At 51.2% G+C, this 14,808-nt stretch carries 15 protein-coding genes; 3 read left to right on the forward strand and 12 right to left on the reverse strand.

From position 1 onward, the window contains the following. Positions 1 to 607 precede the first annotated feature (607 nt). Both G497_RS0109450 and G497_RS0109455 read left to right on the forward strand, forming a co-directional pair. Positions 608 to 1,099 (forward strand): DUF1269 domain-containing protein, encoded by a 492-nt coding sequence (locus tag G497_RS0109450; RefSeq protein ID WP_034637405.1) that lies wholly within the window; start codon positions 608 to 610, stop codon positions 1,097 to 1,099. A gap of 157 nt (positions 1,100 to 1,256) precedes the next feature. Continuing rightward, on the forward strand, positions 1,257 to 2,210 hold the full coding sequence (locus tag G497_RS0109455) for a cation diffusion facilitator family transporter (RefSeq protein WP_027187968.1): 954 nt from the start codon (positions 1,257 to 1,259) through the stop codon (positions 2,208 to 2,210). Here the strand turns inward: G497_RS0109455 and nagB are convergent. The 11 genes from nagB to fliR all read right to left on the reverse strand — a co-directional run bounded on the left by nagB (position 2,207) and on the right by fliR (position 12,814). Then, on the reverse strand, positions 2,207 to 3,010 hold the full coding sequence (gene nagB, locus G497_RS0109460; RefSeq protein ID WP_027187969.1) for a glucosamine-6-phosphate deaminase: 804 nt from the start codon (positions 3,008 to 3,010) through the stop codon (positions 2,207 to 2,209). The two genes, G497_RS0109455 and nagB, sit on opposite strands and share 4 nt — an antisense overlap. 186 nt (positions 3,011 to 3,196) lie before the next feature. After that, positions 3,197 to 3,634: a hypothetical protein gene (locus G497_RS0109465; protein ID WP_027187970.1), complete on the reverse strand. Its 438-nt coding sequence runs from the start codon at positions 3,632 to 3,634 to the stop codon at positions 3,197 to 3,199. Next, positions 3,631 to 3,963 (reverse strand): hypothetical protein, encoded by a 333-nt coding sequence (locus G497_RS0109470; RefSeq protein WP_027187971.1) that lies wholly within the window; start codon positions 3,961 to 3,963, stop codon positions 3,631 to 3,633. The genes G497_RS0109465 and G497_RS0109470 overlap by 4 nt, the downstream gene beginning before the upstream one ends. Positions 3,964 to 4,524: 561 nt before the next feature. Further along, positions 4,525 to 5,241 (reverse strand): flagellar basal body-associated FliL family protein, encoded by a 717-nt coding sequence (locus tag G497_RS0109475; RefSeq protein WP_027187972.1) that lies wholly within the window; start codon positions 5,239 to 5,241, stop codon positions 4,525 to 4,527. Positions 5,242 to 5,369: 128 nt separating this feature from the next. After that, positions 5,370 to 5,750, reverse strand: a complete 381-nt coding sequence (locus G497_RS0109480) for a chemotaxis response regulator CheY (RefSeq protein ID WP_027187973.1) — start codon at positions 5,748 to 5,750, stop codon at positions 5,370 to 5,372. A gap of 11 nt (positions 5,751 to 5,761) precedes the next feature. After that, positions 5,762 to 6,571: a FliA/WhiG family RNA polymerase sigma factor gene (locus tag G497_RS0109485; protein ID WP_027187974.1), complete on the reverse strand. Its 810-nt coding sequence runs from the start codon at positions 6,569 to 6,571 to the stop codon at positions 5,762 to 5,764. Beyond that, a complete protein-coding gene (locus G497_RS0109490) occupies positions 6,525 to 7,340 on the reverse strand; it encodes a MinD/ParA family protein (RefSeq protein ID WP_027187975.1) in 816 nt (271 codons plus the stop codon). The genes G497_RS0109485 and G497_RS0109490 overlap by 47 nt, the downstream gene beginning before the upstream one ends. Positions 7,341 to 7,529: 189 nt before the next feature. Further along, positions 7,530 to 8,609, reverse strand: coding sequence for a flagellar biosynthesis protein FlhF (locus G497_RS0109495; protein ID WP_027187976.1), 1,080 nt, complete (start codon positions 8,607 to 8,609; stop codon positions 7,530 to 7,532). Beyond that, a complete protein-coding gene (flhA, locus tag G497_RS0109500) occupies positions 8,609 to 10,753 on the reverse strand; it encodes a flagellar biosynthesis protein FlhA (RefSeq protein WP_027187977.1) in 2,145 nt (714 codons plus the stop codon). The genes G497_RS0109495 and flhA overlap by 1 nt, the downstream gene beginning before the upstream one ends. A 201-nt stretch (positions 10,754 to 10,954) precedes the next feature. Beyond that, entirely contained in the window at positions 10,955 to 12,031 is a 1,077-nt protein-coding gene (gene flhB / locus G497_RS0109505) for a flagellar biosynthesis protein FlhB (RefSeq protein WP_027187978.1), read from the reverse strand. 3 nt (positions 12,032 to 12,034) lie between these two features. After that, entirely contained in the window at positions 12,035 to 12,814 is a 780-nt protein-coding gene (gene fliR / locus G497_RS0109510; RefSeq protein ID WP_027187979.1) for a flagellar biosynthetic protein FliR, read from the reverse strand. 334 nt (positions 12,815 to 13,148) lie between these two features. On the opposite strand from fliR, the gene G497_RS0109515 reads away from it, so the two are divergent. Then, a complete protein-coding gene (locus G497_RS0109515; RefSeq protein WP_027187980.1) occupies positions 13,149 to 13,592 on the forward strand; it encodes a hypothetical protein in 444 nt (147 codons plus the stop codon). 11 nt (positions 13,593 to 13,603) lie between these two features. Here G497_RS0109515 and G497_RS0109520 read toward each other — a convergent pair whose 3' ends face one another. Further along, complete coding sequence (locus G497_RS0109520; protein WP_027187981.1) at positions 13,604 to 14,038, reverse strand: SRPBCC family protein; 435 nt, start codon at positions 14,036 to 14,038, stop codon at positions 13,604 to 13,606. Positions 14,039 to 14,808: the final 770 nt, after the last annotated feature.

Consider the following 14,808-nt stretch of genomic DNA (forward strand, 5'->3'; position numbering starts at 1 on the left):
TTTGGAGGCGAGCCTTCCATTTCCTGATTTGATGTGTCTTTTACCGTTTGGCGGCGTTACTTCACTTTTTCTGAAGCAGTCGAGGACGGAAGAGTTCACTCCTGCTTCAGAAAAAGCTCGTGCCCAGCCAAACGAAAAACTCAGCGTTTGCTAGAGCATTTCAACGTTGAAATGCTCTGTGGACGCGCAGTGGACACTCGCGAAGCGTGTCGTTTTATTTTATTATCACCTTGGGTTATGTTGAGTTGCCCATGTGTATTACGGAAAATGAATACAACTTTTCAAAATTAAGATGCTCTAAGAGGGGTGCCTTATTTCCTTTGGAGGCGAGCCTTCCCTAAAGCCGACGGTAGTCGCGAGCGTAGCGAGCCGTGGAGCGAGGGCGGAGGGTACGGGCAGCTTTGCTGCCTGTACATCTCCACGAAGCCCGAGCGGAGAAAGGAGGAGGCAGAGCCTCCTCAAATAGCAAAAGACAGGGGTTGCCGGGGAAAGCCCTGGCAGCCCTTTTTATTCACACGTGGGTGTGCAAGTGGTTGGTGCGGAATGTTCCGCGCAGGCCACAGTGTATTTTGTGTAATGAACTTGTGTAATTACCCAGGAGATAATTATGGCAGCTCAGCTTATTGTTGTAGCCTACCCGGACATGTTTAAGGCGGAAGAAGTGCGCCTGACCTTGATGAAACTGCAAAAATCGTATTTGATTGATATGGAAGATGCCGTAGTGGTCACCAAAGACGCCAAGGGTAAAATAGCCCTGAACCAGATTAACAACCTCACAACGGCTGGGGCAGTTTCCGGTGGTTTTTGGGGGCTTTTGATTGGCCTTTTGTTTATGAACCCGCTGCTTGGTGCTGCCGTGGGCGCATCCACCGGGGCAGTAAGCGGAGCACTTTCCGATGTGGGCATTAACGACAACTTCATGAAGGAACTGGCAGGCCATTTGGAGCCGGAAACCTCCGCCCTGTTCATTCTGGTGCGCAGTGTGACTCTGGACAAGGTTTTGCCGGAAATTGAGCCCTTTGGTGGCAAAGTCCTTCAGTCTTCCCTTACTCAGGAAGATGAAGCAAAGCTTCAGGCCGCGTTGAATTCCGGGAAGTAATGGATATTGCCCATTGAGTGCATTGGTTGTTACTTGAAAGAGGCTGCCCCCAGCTTGTGTATGGGCAGGGGGCAGCACATTTCCAAAATTAGTTAGCCATGCCTGCGAAAGCAGGGCGGTACAATACCTGTACAGTGTGAGGGAAGGAGCCAGCAACATGGGGTTTGTAAGCAGAAGAAGAAAAAATGTCATTCCACGGGATGAAGCTGCGCGTATTGAGCAGCGCACCTTAACTCTTTCTTTGCTGCTTGTAACGCTTGTCGGGGTAGGCAGCCTGTTTTATGGGTTATGGATTCAGTCGGATGTGGTTATTTTAAATGGTATTTTTACCATGTTCAGCCTTATGGGCTCGTGGTTGAACCTGACGGCCTCAAAGCTTATTACCCGCCCGGCAGACGACAGGTTTCAGTATGGTTACTCGCATGTGGAACCCATTGTGCATTGCGTTAATGGCCTGATGATGGCCCTTATGTGCGTGTATTCTCTTATTGTGGGCATTGAAGGTATTCGTTCTGGCGGGACAATTGTTGATGCTGCCATGGTCATTTGGTTCAGTGTGGTGACTTCCATTATTTGCGGGGTTTTTGGCCTGTACGAACTGATGTTGGGCGGCAAGCTGAATTCGCAGCTTTTGCGTAACGATGCGCGGGAATGGTTGATGGATTTTGGGTTCAGCCTGGTCACGCTTGTGGGGTTTGCAGGTCTCTTTATGCTGCCCCCTGCCTGGCAAAAGGTGTGGGTGTATTACGCCGACAGCGTTATGGTTGTGGTCATGTCATTGCTGCTGTTGCCTTTCCCTTTGCAGGTGTTGCGTGACAACATGCGCGAGGTGCTGCGTATAACCAATACCCAGGAAGGGCTGGTGCTGCGTGTGAATGAGGCCATGGAAGAAATTGATAAAGACCATACCATACTTGATTACTCTACTCATATTGTGAAAATGGGGCGCACCTATTTTGTGGAAGTGAGCATTCTTGTAACACCGGAGTTTTCCCTGCAAACCATTGCCCTGCAAGATTCCCTGCGGGAAATTATATGGAAGGCCTGTGACAAGCCCCTGGATGAGTTATGGCTTTCCGTGTGTATTACTCAGGACGAGCGCTGGGCCTAGGCCAACGCTTCAATATGGCTGTACTGGTCTTGCAGTTCTTTAAAATACGAGTACGTTTTCAGGCGCAGTTCGGAGCAGGCATCTTTGTCTGCCACCACAAGTACATTGGGGTGCATTTGCAGGGCAGTTATGGGCCAGGCGTGTGAAATGGCACCTTCCACGCATTCACGCAGGGCAAGGGCTTTTTTGTGCCCGGAAACAAGAATAAGAACCTGCCGGGCATCCATAAGTTGCTGAATGCCTACGGTGAGGGCCTTATCGGGCACCTGGGAGATGTCGTTATTGAAAAAACGTGAATTGGCAATGCGGGTACTCATATCCAGGTGGACTATACGGGTAGAGGCTGCCGGGGAAGAATAGGGTTCGTTAAAGGCAATGTGTCCGTTTTCACCAACACCGCCCAGGAACAGGTCCACCCCGCCATTGGCGGCAATGCTTGTTGTGTACTGCTCGCATTCTTTTGCAAGGTCTGGGGCATTGCCATTGGGAATGTGCACTTGGGCTGGGTCAATATCTATATGGTTGAACAGGTTTTCAAACATATAGGTGCGGTAACTTTCCTTGTGTCCTTCCGGCAGGCCAATATATTCATCCATATTGTACGTGGTCACGTGGGCAAAGGAGAGTTCCCCCCTGGTATGCATGGTCACCAGGTGTTGGTACATCTCAAGCGGGGTGCCGCCTGTGGGCAGGCCAAGCACGAAAGGCCGTGCCTTGGTGGGCGCTGCATGAAGGATTTGTTGCTTCACATACTGGGCAGCCCAGTTACCCACACCTTTTCGGGTAATGACCAATCGCATACAGTGTCCTGTTGTTGGTTGTAAGTTGGCCTGTCAAAAAAGTAACCAGCTTGGATGATTGATACATGTTTGCAATTAACACTAAGTTCTCATCCAGAAGCATCCAAAAGTTCCAAATAACCCGGTAAATAGTCGTTGCCGGGCAAGGCGAATGTAAGGGCTGGTTAAGGAAACAACAGGTAGTGCTTACCTTCTAGCTGTCCCTTCTTTGCTTGTTTGGGTAAGAATAAGTTCTACTTCATCGCGGGAAAGGCCCGTGGCTTTGGCAAGCTGATCAGGGGTGCGCCCCTTGCTGTGCCCGGTAAGAATAAGTTCACGCAAAAATTGGGGGGAACGGCTAATGGCTTCGGCCTGCTCCACAAGGTGTGTGAGTTCTGCGGCGCGTTCTTCAAGTTTTCGGTTCAAGGTAATGAGTTCTGATTGACGGCGGGCAAAGCTTTGCACCAGTTCCTGTTCCAATTGGGCATTCATTTGCAGTTTATCCAGCAGTTGCCCCTGGTTTTCCTGTAGGCTGGCCAAGCCGTCTTCTGAACGCTTGAGCCGGGCAAAAAAACGGAAAAGAATAAAGAATAGGACAAACTCCACAAGGCTGAGCAGAATAAGCAGAACTATGGAAATATTCATATTTTTCGGTTCACCATTATGCCAATCCACGGCGTTTGGGCCGTAGGGGCAGGTTCGGGTTCCTGGTCTTCCTTGGGACGTTTATCTCCATTTTTGGAAGAGTGGTAAGAGGCCCCTTTGTTGTCTGGCTTATCATCCACTGAGCGGCGACGCTTCTTTTCTGCGGGCTGTGTTTTTTCAACTTGCTGTTCGCGTTTTTTCATGTCAACAGCAGCTTGGTCTTGCAGCACAGCCTGTTGCGCCTGAGCATTGTTTTGCAAAGTCTCAAGCGTTTTTTCTGCCTGTGCTAATTGCACGACAGAAAGAAGTGGCACATTTTCAATACTCATAGCCTCCTCCTGTCAAAAGAAGGGGGTAGTGGCCCAGGAAAATACTGGTATGTGGTTTCCTGGTTCTTTTTACTGAGTAAAAAGAACAGAATCCTTGAATAAGGAGAATTTACTGCTCCTGAAAATAAGCGGATTCTGTGCCTTTTCCAAACAAGTGGACGTTACTTGTTCGGGCATGGTTCTGATGTATGGCAATTAATCAGCGGTTTTCTGGAACAGGCACCTATAGGCTGTTATGTTCTGGCATAGAGGCGTGTGCAATGGCCAAAGGGATAACGTGCTTCTTGGTACGTGCCAGAAATTGAAGAGTCCCCACTGCTCCCCATATTCTATAGCATTATGTTCCTTTAGTCTTACCTTGTTCTGTGAGAGTGTGCAAGGGCAGGGCGCGGAAAAAATGCAGTCAGGGGGTAGGGTGTAGGCGGGATTTTATTACATAATGGAGTTGCGGGGGGGGCGGTGCACGCGGAGGCGGCGGCACGCCACATGTCCCAAAAAAAAGAGGCTGCGTTCTCTCGCAGCCTCTTGCAACATTTTCAGGGACCACTCAGCCTAGCGCACTCACATGCCACCGGAGTAAAAATCCTCAATAAATACTTTTTGGATTTTCCCGGATGTCATGTGTTCATTGATGACCTGCACAAGCTGTTCCCGCAATTCTTCTGCCCTGGAGCTATCCATGAGGGATTCCAGGGTTTTCCTGCTTAAGTAATAGTACACCGCATCACGTAGTACGGTATTGCGGGCTTCAAGTTCGCTTTTTAAGAGGGGCTCATCAATGGGTATGGTCAGGGTAATGGTAAAAATAGCCACTTCCCCTTCGGCTCCTTTCAAAGGCACGTTGAAGGCCGGCCAGGTAACCATAAATTTGGCAATGGGCGGGGCCGGAGCAAGGCCGGGTGCCGAAGGCACCACCACTTTGCGTGCTTCAGGCTTAGGGGCTGGGGCTTCTTTGGGTTTGTCCGGGGCGGAAAACAGAAATATATTGACCACCACAGCACCAATCACAAGCAATACCAAGGAAGCGCCAATAAGGATAAGCCGCTTTTTGTTAGCCAGCAATCCGGCAAGGCCGCCTTTGCCTTTGGCCTTGGTGTCAGGTTCTGGCAGGGCTACCTTTTCAGGAAAATCAAGGGGTGGGGGTGGTTCTGTGGGCTCTGGTTCAGGGGCAGAAAGAAAAGGGGCATCGTCCAGGTCCAGTTCAACGTTGGTAGGCGCTGCCTGTGGCTGGGCAGCGGCGTTGGGGGTGTCATCTGGGTCTGGTACGAGAAAAAGCATAGAAGTACCTATTTCAGGCAACGCGCCCGGTATACAAACAAGCCTTTGCCATACTCAATACGGCAAAAGACATGTTGCCTGTATCAGGCTGTTCCGCTAGCGCGGAAGGCATGCCGGGCAAGCGTTGGCTACGGGAAAATTTTGTCAATTTTCTGTTTCATTACTTCTGCAGTGAAGGGCTTCACAATGTAGTTTGAAACCTTGGCCTGCACGGCTTCAATAATGTTTTCCTGCTGGGCTTCCGCCGTAACCATAAGGAATGGCAGGTCGGCAAATTCTTCGCTGGAGCGCACCTTGCGCAGCAGCTCAATGCCGGTCATTTGTGGCATGTTCCAGTCGGAAATAATAAATTCAATCTTGTCTTTGTTCAGCACATCCCAGGCGGATGTCCCGTCGTCTGCTTCCACCACGTTGTTCATGCCAAGCTGGCGCAGAATGTTTTTGATAATACGGCGCATGGTGGAAAAGTCGTCAACTACCAGAATGCGCATGTTGGGATTATAAGGCATGGGATACTCCTTTATAACGATGCTGCCGAGTCGCCGTAGCGCCGGGAAAAAGCTTTTCTCAAGCGGGTAAGTGCCTGCGAATGCAATTGCGAAACGCGGCCTTCGGTAATGCCCATTACTTCCGCCGCTTCACGCATGTTCAATTCATCCGTATAATAAAGCGACAATACCAGCTTTTCCCTTGGTGTCAATTGGTCAATGAGTTCAGCTATCTTGCCCAACATGTCGCGTTCGGCTGCCTGTGCAAAGGGTTCCTCTTCATGCATTCCCTCTGCTCGCGGTAGCGAATCTTGAATTAAATCAAGGGATACACAGAACTGGCTGTTCAATGCTTCCAGGCCTTCACGCACGTCTTTAATTTCCAGGCCAGTTTCTCTGGCCAGGGCTTCTTCCGTGGGTTTATTGCCTGTTTGATGTTCCAGTTTGAGCATGGCTTCATCAAGCACACGCACCCTGCGCCGCAGGGAACGTGGGAACCAGTCCAGCTTTCGCAGTTCATCCAGCATGGCGCCACGAATGCGGCTTTCCGCATAGGTGTCAAATTTAATGCCAAGCTCTGCCTTAAATTTTCCAAAAGATTCCATAAGCCCCAGTGTGCCAGCACTAATAAGTTCGCCCAGTTCAATATTGCGTGGCAGGCGAGATTTTAGACGCAACGCAAGGTACTTCACTTTTGGGGCGAAGTGCCGCGCAATTTCCTCTTGCTCGGCCAAAGAAAACCCAGACCAGGGTGAAACACCTTGGTCAAGAGCTTCCCATGGGGGCAGGGATTGCTTATTCACGGAAGAGCAGTTGCTTCCAGAAGAACTTGATGTTTCCATCGAGCTTATTGGGTACTTCCCACTGTTGTATGTTGCGGGCCAGCTCTTTAACAGCCAGGGTGGCAGGGCAGGCAGGGGCTATGGCCACAAACGGTTTTTGCTTCATCACTGAATCGCGCACGGTGGAGTCGCGCGGGATAACACCAACCAGATCAAGGGAAATACCACTCAAAAAGTGGTCGCATGCAGAATACAGCCGGCGAAACATTTCTTTTGCGGTGTTCATGTCCGGCATCATGTTGGCCACCACCTTGAACCTGTCCACCCCATGTTTTTGTTGCATTACCTTAATAAGGGCATACGCATCGGTAAGGGAAGTGGGTTCCGGGGTAAGCACCACCAACCGTTCCTGGGCAGCAAGGTTGAAATACAAGACGTTATCATGAATACCCGCACCCGTGTCTACAATGAGGTAGTCGATCTGGTCTTCAAATTCGTCCATGGCTTCCAGCAAAGAAATTTTCTGACCAGGGGAAAGGGCAAGCATTTCCCCAACGCCGGAAGCAGCGGGAAGAATTTTAAATCCATAGGGAGTATCCATCAAAATGGAAGAAAGTGCAACGTCTTCATGAAAAAGATGAAACAAATTGAAAGGCGGCGTCATGCCAAGCAGAACGTCGACATTGGCAAGGCCAAGGTCTGCGTCAAGCAGCAGAACACGTTTATTGTCTGCGGCAAGGGCTGCGGCAAGGTTTACTGAAAGGTTCGTCTTACCCACCCCTCCTTTGCCGGAAGTGACGGAAATAACCAAGGGAAGATGCGCTTTCATATGCATTACTCCAGAAACATGACGGTGCGTAAAAGAACCGCAAATATTGTGCCACCGCTGAGGCGGTTATGATGGTTAAAAGCCATTTCGGTACATAACACTGTGGGCGGGCGTAAACATTGCCCTGCCTTGGTACTGCGCCTGGGGCGTTGTAAGAGCACTGTGAGGGACACTTTGCCGGCCCAGCCGTTATTCTGGCAGTTCCCGCTTGAATATAAGCCGCCACATGAGGGTTGCCGAGGCCGCGGTAAGCGAACTGCCAAGCCCAGGGCCGTAAGAAAAGGCCGAGGTGGGCAGCCCTGTGCTGTGTGCCACGTTTACCATTTGGCCATAGTGGTCCATTTCATCCAGCTTTGTGTACACCACACTGCTGGTAAAAGGCGTTTTATAGCGTGCCAGTAAACTTCGAATGTGGTTTAGCCCATACTGGGGGGCAAATACCAGGTGCACTGCACAAGCTTCACGCCATGTGCCGCCAAAATAGCTGGCTTCGTCTGGGCGAATGCCCGCTTCTGCCAGCAGGGGCACCAGCGCCTGCCTGCGGTCCAGCCCTGGCATGTCTACAAAAGTGCGGTCATACCCTTCAGCCCCGGCAGAAGCCAGCGCTGCCATGAGCTCCATGGGGGTGGAAGCTTCTTTGTATACCAGGTCGGAAAGTTCCGCATAGTGGCGCAAATAAAGGCGGCCATTGCCCCTGGCTGCGTCAGCATTAATAATGCAAATACGCATGGAAGGGTCCACCTTGCGCAGTTGCAGGGCAAAGCGCAGTGCTGTGGAAGTTTTTCCCCCGCCAAATGGGCCTGCCATGAAATGCACCTGCATGGGCCATGCTTCCGTGCCCCAGGGGCGCACAGGAACCATTGCACTGAGAGGTGCAAGAATAGAGCCAGTTTGTTGTTTGAGCAGGGTTGTGTACAACGCCAGCACGGCTTCATCGCTAACCCCTTCTCGCTGTAGGAATTCCAGAGCCAGCTTTTGTTTTGGTTCCAGCTGTTCCAGGCGCAGCGCGGGTTTTATCAGGGTAAGAATGTGTTCTTTTATGACACCCCATTCTTCTTCCCATGAGGGGCCATACGTACCAATGCCCCCAAAACTGGGAGTGTGTGCCGGTGCGGAAGCAACGTGGTTGCAGCGTTCCAACGCTGCTGTCATGCTTATGACACCATCTTCTTCTTTGGTGTCAAGAATCACGGCGTCGCTACCAAGCTCTTCCCTGATTTGCGCCAGTACATCGGCGGTGCTTTTCGCTGAAAAGGTTCTTAGCTGCATTAGTCGATTCCTACATTTCCTACGGCTGTAAGCCTGATGTCAGAAGGAATTTCCGCCTGTGAAAGTATGGGTGCTGAAGGCAGAAAACGGGAAACCAGTTGAGCCAGATGGGGCCGTACCAAGGGGGAAACAAGTACCACAGGCTGTCCGTCTGTGGTGACAGCCCCTTCAATAGATTTACTTATTTGCTGAATGAGCTTTTGGGCTGAACCAGGTGCCAGGGCAAGGTATACACCGTTTTCCGTTTGCCGGATAGCCTCTTGCAACGTCTGTTCCGCCTTGGGGTCAAGAGTAATTATGGGAAGAACCCCTTGTGAGTCAAGGTATGGCTTCACAATAGAACGGGAAAGTTTTTCCCTGGTATATTCTGTAAGTGTTTCTGGATTTTTTATGCCGATGCCGTAGTCGGCAAGGGTTTCCACAATGGTGAGCAGGTCGCGTATGGAAACATTTTCCCGCACCAGGTTCTGTAGCACTTTTTGCACAGTCCCCAGGGGCAGAATGTTGGGTACCAGTTCTTCCACCACTTTGGGTGCCGTTTTTGCCAGGTTGTCCAGCAGGCTTTGCACTTCCTGCCTGCCCAGAAATTCACCCAGGTGGCGGCGGAACACTTCTGTTAAGTGGGTGGCAATAACGGTGGAGGGGTTTACCACGGTGTAGCCTGCCAGAACGGCCTCGTCTTTGCGGGCGTCGGGAATCCATATGGCGGGCAGGTTAAAGGCTGGCTCGCGCGTTTCCACACCCTGAATGCTGCGCTTGGCGTTGCCAGGGTCCATGGCCAGGTAGTGGTCAATTAAAATTTCTGCGCTGGCTACTTCGTTGCCCTTAATGAGCAGGGTATATTGCCCGGGCTTAAGCTGCAAGTTGTCGCGCAGGTGCAGCGAAGGGAGAATAACCCCCATGTCCAGGGCAAACTGGCGGCGAATGGAGCGAATGCGGGAAAGCAGGTTGCCGTTCTGGCTTTCGTCCACAAGGGGCACAAGGCCATAGCCCACTTCCAGTTCCAGTGCGTCCAGGGGGAGCAGGGCCTGCACTTCTTCCGGGGTGTCCATGTTGCCTTCCTGCGCAGCCATACCGCCGGAAAGGCTTTTGGGGCCATTGGGGCTGTCAAGGCGGGCGGGGCCGTGCTCTGCCTTGCCAGCGGGGGCATTTTTGCCACCTTTGGTAATGTAGGCCAAAAAGGCCAAAAGGCCACCAATGCTTAAAAACGGTAAGCCCGGCATACCCGGCACAATGCCAAACAGCATGACCACACCGGATACAAGGCTAAGGGCGCGGCTGTTGTAGGTAAGCTGGCCAATAAATTCTTCACCCATTTTTGCTTCAGCAGCGGCACGGGAAACAATAATACCGGCGGCTGTGGAAGTGATAATGGAGGGAATGGTGGCCACAAGGCCGTCACCAATGGTAAGCAACGTATAGGTGCGCAGGGCGTCGCCCCACATCATGTCTTTTTGCACAACACCAATAAGTACGCCACCAATGACGTTGATAAGCGTAATGAGCATACCAGCGTTCACGTCGCCGGAAACGAACTTGCCCGCACCGTCCATGGCACCGTAAAAGTCGGCTTCTTTACGTATGTTTACCCGGCGCTCCTTGGCTTCTTCTTCGTTAATCAGCCCGGCGTTGAGGTCGGCTTCAATGGCCATTTGTTTGCCTGGCATGGCGTCCAGGGTAAAGCGTGCGGTTACTTCTGCAATACGGGTCGTGCCAGAGGTAATAACCATTTTGTTCAAAATGAATAAAATGGTGAAAATAACGCCACCAATAACGTAGTTGCCGCCCACAACAAATTCGCCAAAGGCCTTAATAACCTGCCCGGCAGCGTCGGTTCCTTTTTCGCCGTTCATAAGAATAAGGCGGGTGGAGGCCACGTTCAGCGCCAGGCGCAGCAGGGTGGTAACCAGCAAAAGGGAAGGGAATATGGTAAATTCCAGCGGGGAAAGAATGAACATGGAGGTGACAAGCACCGTGAGGGAAAGAGAAATGGAAATACACAGCAGCATGTCCAGCACAAGGGTGGGCACTGGCACCAACATAACAAACAAAATGGTGACCACGCCAGCGGCAAGCAAAAAGTCGCCTTGCCGGGCGAAACGGGCATAATCTATTTTTGGACCGGTAACACCTTGTTGTGCCATGATTCTGACGCCTTTTTGCTATGCCTAGAGCAATTTTAGTTTGAAATTGCTCGGTGGACGCAACGCGGACACCCGCGGAGCGTGTCGTTTTATTGTATTATAGCAATGTGTTACATTGAAATGCCAAAGCACTGCATGGTAACTCACTGTATATTTTCAAAGTTAAACTGCTTTAGAGTCAACAGCCTGACAATTACCCGTTTACTGGGAACGAGGCCGCTGTTTGCTAGGGTTGTTTTTCCAGATTTGAGCAAGAATAACAGCCACTGCCTGATACAGTTCTGCCGGAATCATATCGCCGACTTCGGTTTGTTTATACAAAGCCCGTGCCAAGGGAACATTCTCACGAATGGGCACCTTGTTTTCTCTGGCCAGTTCTTTAATGCGCTCTGCCACGCGGTTGGCCCCTTTGGCTACCACCACAGGGGCCGGGGCTTCGCTGGTGTCATATTTCAACGCCACGGCAAGGTGCACGGGGTTGGTAATGATAACGTCTGCCTTGGGCACATTGGTCATCATTTGGCGCATAACCATTGCCATCATTTTCTGACGCATTTTGGCTTTAATTTCCATGTCGCCTTCAGCCTGCTTGCGCTCGTCCTTAACCTCGTTTTTGGTCATTTTCAGGTCTTCATTGTACTTCCAGCGGGTGTACCATAAGTCTGCAACGGCAATAAGCAGCATGGGCACCAGGGCATACTTCACCGCTTTAGCGCTTATGGTAAGAATGTACACAATAATGCCCGTAGGATCAAAGTCGAACAGGCGTAGCATGGCGGGTAATTCGGCTTTTACCACGATAAATGGCGCAAGGCCAATAAAAAAGGCCATGGCAAGGCTGCGGCCCATGCGAATGAAGGTTTGGGCCGACAGAAACATGCGCTTAATGCCTTTAAGGGGGTTGAACTTGGAAAGCTTGGGCTGGAATGGTTTGCTTATCCAAAGGCTACCCACTTGCAGGCGGGTGCCCAAAAAAATGCAGGCCATAATAAATAATAAAATGGGCAGCATGAGCCTGGCTAGTTCCGTAGCCAGAAAGACCATGAGCCCGGTGACACGTACATCAGTAAATTCAAGGTCTTCAGGAATAACCAGGAACATGCGGAACAGTCCCTGTATTTCTTCCCCCATGAAGCCAATCCACATGGTCAGCGCGATGTACCCCGCCAGAATACTTAAGGCCTTGCCCACTTCCTGGGAGCGGGGCACGTTGCCGTCGCCGCGTGCTTTTGAAACACGCTTGGGGGTGGCTTGCTCTGTGCGGGAAGGGTCTGCCATGGGTTAAGTCCCCATGCGCATCAGGTTGCGCAACATCGGCCCGAGCCCCACCACCAGCTCTTCCATATAATTGGCAAGCACGGTGAACAAAAGCCCCAGAAAGAAAAAACCCACGGCAATTTTAATGGGAAAGCCAAAGGTAATAAGGTTCATTTGCGGGGCAGCGCGGCCCATAAGGGCAAGGCTGAGTTCCACCAGCAGCAGGGCCGCAATAATGGGGGCTGCAATGCGCACCGCCAGCAGGAACATGCCTGCGGAAAGTTCTATCACTGTGTGGGTTAGCCGCTCCGGGTGGACAACCCCCCCCGGGGGTACCAGGGTGAAGGAGTCGGTTAAGGCACGCAGCAGGTGCAGGTGGCCATCAAGCACCAAAAACACCATAAGGGCTGTCATGTATAAAAATTGTGAAGTAGCCGTTACCTGGGCACCGCTCAGGGGGTCTGCAAACGAAAGCATGGAAAAGCCCATTTGCAAGCCCACTACCTGGCCGCCTGTTTGCAAGCCGGCAAAAATAAAATGGACACTCAGGCCCATAACCAAGCCAAACACACTTTCACCCAGTAGCAGCACGACCAGGCCAAAGGGGTGGGCAGGCATGCTGGCCCCGGCAATGGCAAGCTTGGGCCACAAGGCAAGGGTAAGCATAAGGGAAACACTTACCTTAACAGAAGTGGGAATGGCGTCGCCACCATAAAAAGGCAAAAAGAACAGCACAATGCTTACCCGCATAAAGGTAAGCAGAAAGCTGAGGAATGCTTCAGGCGAAAAAGCAAAAATATCCATAGTGTTCCTGCGCAACCCACGGTGCGCAAAAAAAATGAATGAGGCACCCCAGTGTGGCGTGGGGCTGGTCATCAAAAAAAAGGGGCTATTTCATATTGTAATGAATGCTGACAACATAAATTCGCCCTAGGCTGATTGTTGTATGCTCTTGGTGTAGCTGTCAAGTAAAAAACAGAAAATTGATTGCGTAAAGGAATACTGAAACAGGAAAGCGTTGTGCACCAGTAAATGGACCCTTTTTTGCATTTAACAAATGAATACGAAGAATGTCATGACAGGCCAAGGAAAATACAGATTCATTGGTTTTTGCCAAGGGTAACCAAAAGGGGGTACCATGCGTATTGAAACAATGTATTCCACAAATGTACCACAACGGATAGAGGCGGCAGGGGCTGCCCGCCAGGGGCAGGGCCAGCAGGCACAAGGGCCACGCCCTGTGGGCAGGCCAGCAGGGTATGATACGGTAAGTATTTCTCCTGAGGCGCTGGAAATGGCCTTGCGTACCCTGCAAGCCCCGCAGCCAGACGATGAGGACGACTTTGAAGCCCAACTGGAAGAGCTTGATGCAGAAGCACGCCTTGCAGAGTATTTGCAGAAAAAGAAGGAAGCCTTTGGGGACCAGCCCAATGAAGAGGCTGAAGAGATTGAAGCGCTGCTGGAAGCCTTGCAATCAGAACGGGCAGCCCCTGGTGGTGCTTTGCTTGGGGCGGGGAAGTACTCCAGCGTTTCAGCCCTGCAGGCGCAGGTAGAGCGGGCTCGCCTCGAAATCATCACTTAAATCCGCCTACTCTATTTTTCCGCCTGTTCCTTAAGCGCCCGAAGCCACTGGCTAAGGGCGTTTTCCAGTGTGGCCTGCAATGTTGCCCGCATGAGCAGGGCGGCGGGGCCTTCAAATGACTCAGCAGTGCGCACGCGCACGTTTCCTGGTTCTTCATAAACATCCCATTCATGCAGGGCTGTAACGCCCATGGCGGTGCCTTTCCAGGCAAGGCGGGCAGGTGCTGCGGCTTCTGCCACGGTGGCCTGAATGGTAACCCCTTGGCTTTGCCAGGAAAAAGAAACCCCGGCAGCCAGTGGCTGTGCTGCCTGCACCTGGCGCACTGTGGGGTTCCAGGTTTCCCACTGATCTGCGGTGGCAAGTAAGTGCCATACGGTTGAAGCGGGGGCTGCTATGGTAATTTCCTGTTGGTCATACACAGGAGCGTTGCTGTTTGCCTGAATCATGCTGTTTCCTTGCTTATGAGTGTGTGCTGCCATGGGTGAAGGGGAACGAAGTGCTGATTTATTCCGTTTGGCGGTGTTACTTCACTCTTTCCGCCCTTGCTCACCTTTCTTCCGCTCCTGCGGCGGGGTATATGCTCCGGCGTGCGGGGCTGCCTACGTCCCGCCGTGTTGTTCCACGGCTCGCTCCGCTCGCGACTGCCGTCTCCCTTTCTCCGCTGTGACTGCTGCCGGGGTTAGGGTCGCAAGAGAAGGCAGAAGAGTCAACTCCATCTGTCAAAAAATGCGTGCCGGGTCAAACATAACAACTGAGAGTTTCTCAGCTACCTTTACATGAGTGCTTTTTTAAACTCCCCCCACGCTGGGGGGTTGTACATGTTGGCATATAAAGCGTTTTTTTGAGTAACTGGCCTCGAGCTGTGTGTTGTTTTAGCAAAAATCTTTTGTTCCACAGGTAGTTGCGCATGTGAGCAGATGAATGCTGTGAAGAAAAATATTTTTTGGCATAGTGCGAAGAAATTTGTATATAGCAAGAATAAATTGCTGGCAAATAGGTAGCATCTTCAAGTGATTGTATTTTTTAATGTAGCTTTTATATATCAGATTGAATAGTAGGTTTTGCACGTAACTCGTTGAATGCTTTTACAGTTTATTCATAAGAGTGATTGACATGATGTATCTATTATGCGATACACTTTGAGAAATTGCAGTATGGCGCAATGCACGATGAAATGACCCGCAGGACGCGCAGGGGGCACCAACAAAGTGTGTTG

It is taken from the genome of Desulfovibrio cuneatus DSM 11391, from assembly GCF_000430005.1.
GTDB lineage: Bacteria > Desulfobacterota > Desulfovibrionia > Desulfovibrionales > Desulfovibrionaceae > Frigididesulfovibrio > Frigididesulfovibrio cuneatus.

What these genes read in the sequence shown, in the direction of transcription:
- G497_RS0109465 (WP_027187970.1), bottom strand. Translation starts at nt 3,634, where the DNA reads ATGAATATTTCCATAGTTCTGCTTATTCTGCTCAGCCTTGTGGAGTTT.
- G497_RS0109495 (WP_027187976.1), bottom strand. Translation starts at nt 8,609, where the DNA reads ATGCAGCTAAGAACCTTTTCAGCGAAAAGCACCGCCGATGTACTGGCG.
- G497_RS0109485 (WP_027187974.1), bottom strand. Translation starts at nt 6,571, where the DNA reads ATGGAAACATCAAGTTCTTCTGGAAGCAACTGCTCTTCCGTGAATAAG.
- G497_RS0109520 (WP_027187981.1), bottom strand. Translation starts at nt 14,038, where the DNA reads ATGATTCAGGCAAACAGCAACGCTCCTGTGTATGACCAACAGGAAATT.
- G497_RS0109475 (WP_027187972.1), bottom strand. Translation starts at nt 5,241, where the DNA reads ATGCTTTTTCTCGTACCAGACCCAGATGACACCCCCAACGCCGCTGCC.
- G497_RS0109480 (WP_027187973.1), bottom strand. Translation starts at nt 5,750, where the DNA reads ATGCCTTATAATCCCAACATGCGCATTCTGGTAGTTGACGACTTTTCC.
- flhA (WP_027187977.1), bottom strand. Translation starts at nt 10,753, where the DNA reads ATGGCACAACAAGGTGTTACCGGTCCAAAAATAGATTATGCCCGTTTC.
- flhB (WP_027187978.1), bottom strand. Translation starts at nt 12,031, where the DNA reads ATGGCAGACCCTTCCCGCACAGAGCAAGCCACCCCCAAGCGTGTTTCA.
- G497_RS0109470 (WP_027187971.1), bottom strand. Translation starts at nt 3,963, where the DNA reads ATGAGTATTGAAAATGTGCCACTTCTTTCTGTCGTGCAATTAGCACAG.
- G497_RS0109490 (WP_027187975.1), bottom strand. Translation starts at nt 7,340, where the DNA reads ATGAAAGCGCATCTTCCCTTGGTTATTTCCGTCACTTCCGGCAAAGGA.
- G497_RS0109515 (WP_027187980.1), top strand. Translation starts at nt 13,149, where the DNA reads ATGCGTATTGAAACAATGTATTCCACAAATGTACCACAACGGATAGAG.
- fliR (WP_027187979.1), bottom strand. Translation starts at nt 12,814, where the DNA reads ATGGATATTTTTGCTTTTTCGCCTGAAGCATTCCTCAGCTTTCTGCTT.
- G497_RS0109450 (WP_034637405.1), top strand. Translation starts at nt 608, where the DNA reads ATGGCAGCTCAGCTTATTGTTGTAGCCTACCCGGACATGTTTAAGGCG.
- G497_RS0109455 (WP_027187968.1), top strand. Translation starts at nt 1,257, where the DNA reads ATGGGGTTTGTAAGCAGAAGAAGAAAAAATGTCATTCCACGGGATGAA.
- nagB (WP_027187969.1), bottom strand. Translation starts at nt 3,010, where the DNA reads ATGCGATTGGTCATTACCCGAAAAGGTGTGGGTAACTGGGCTGCCCAG.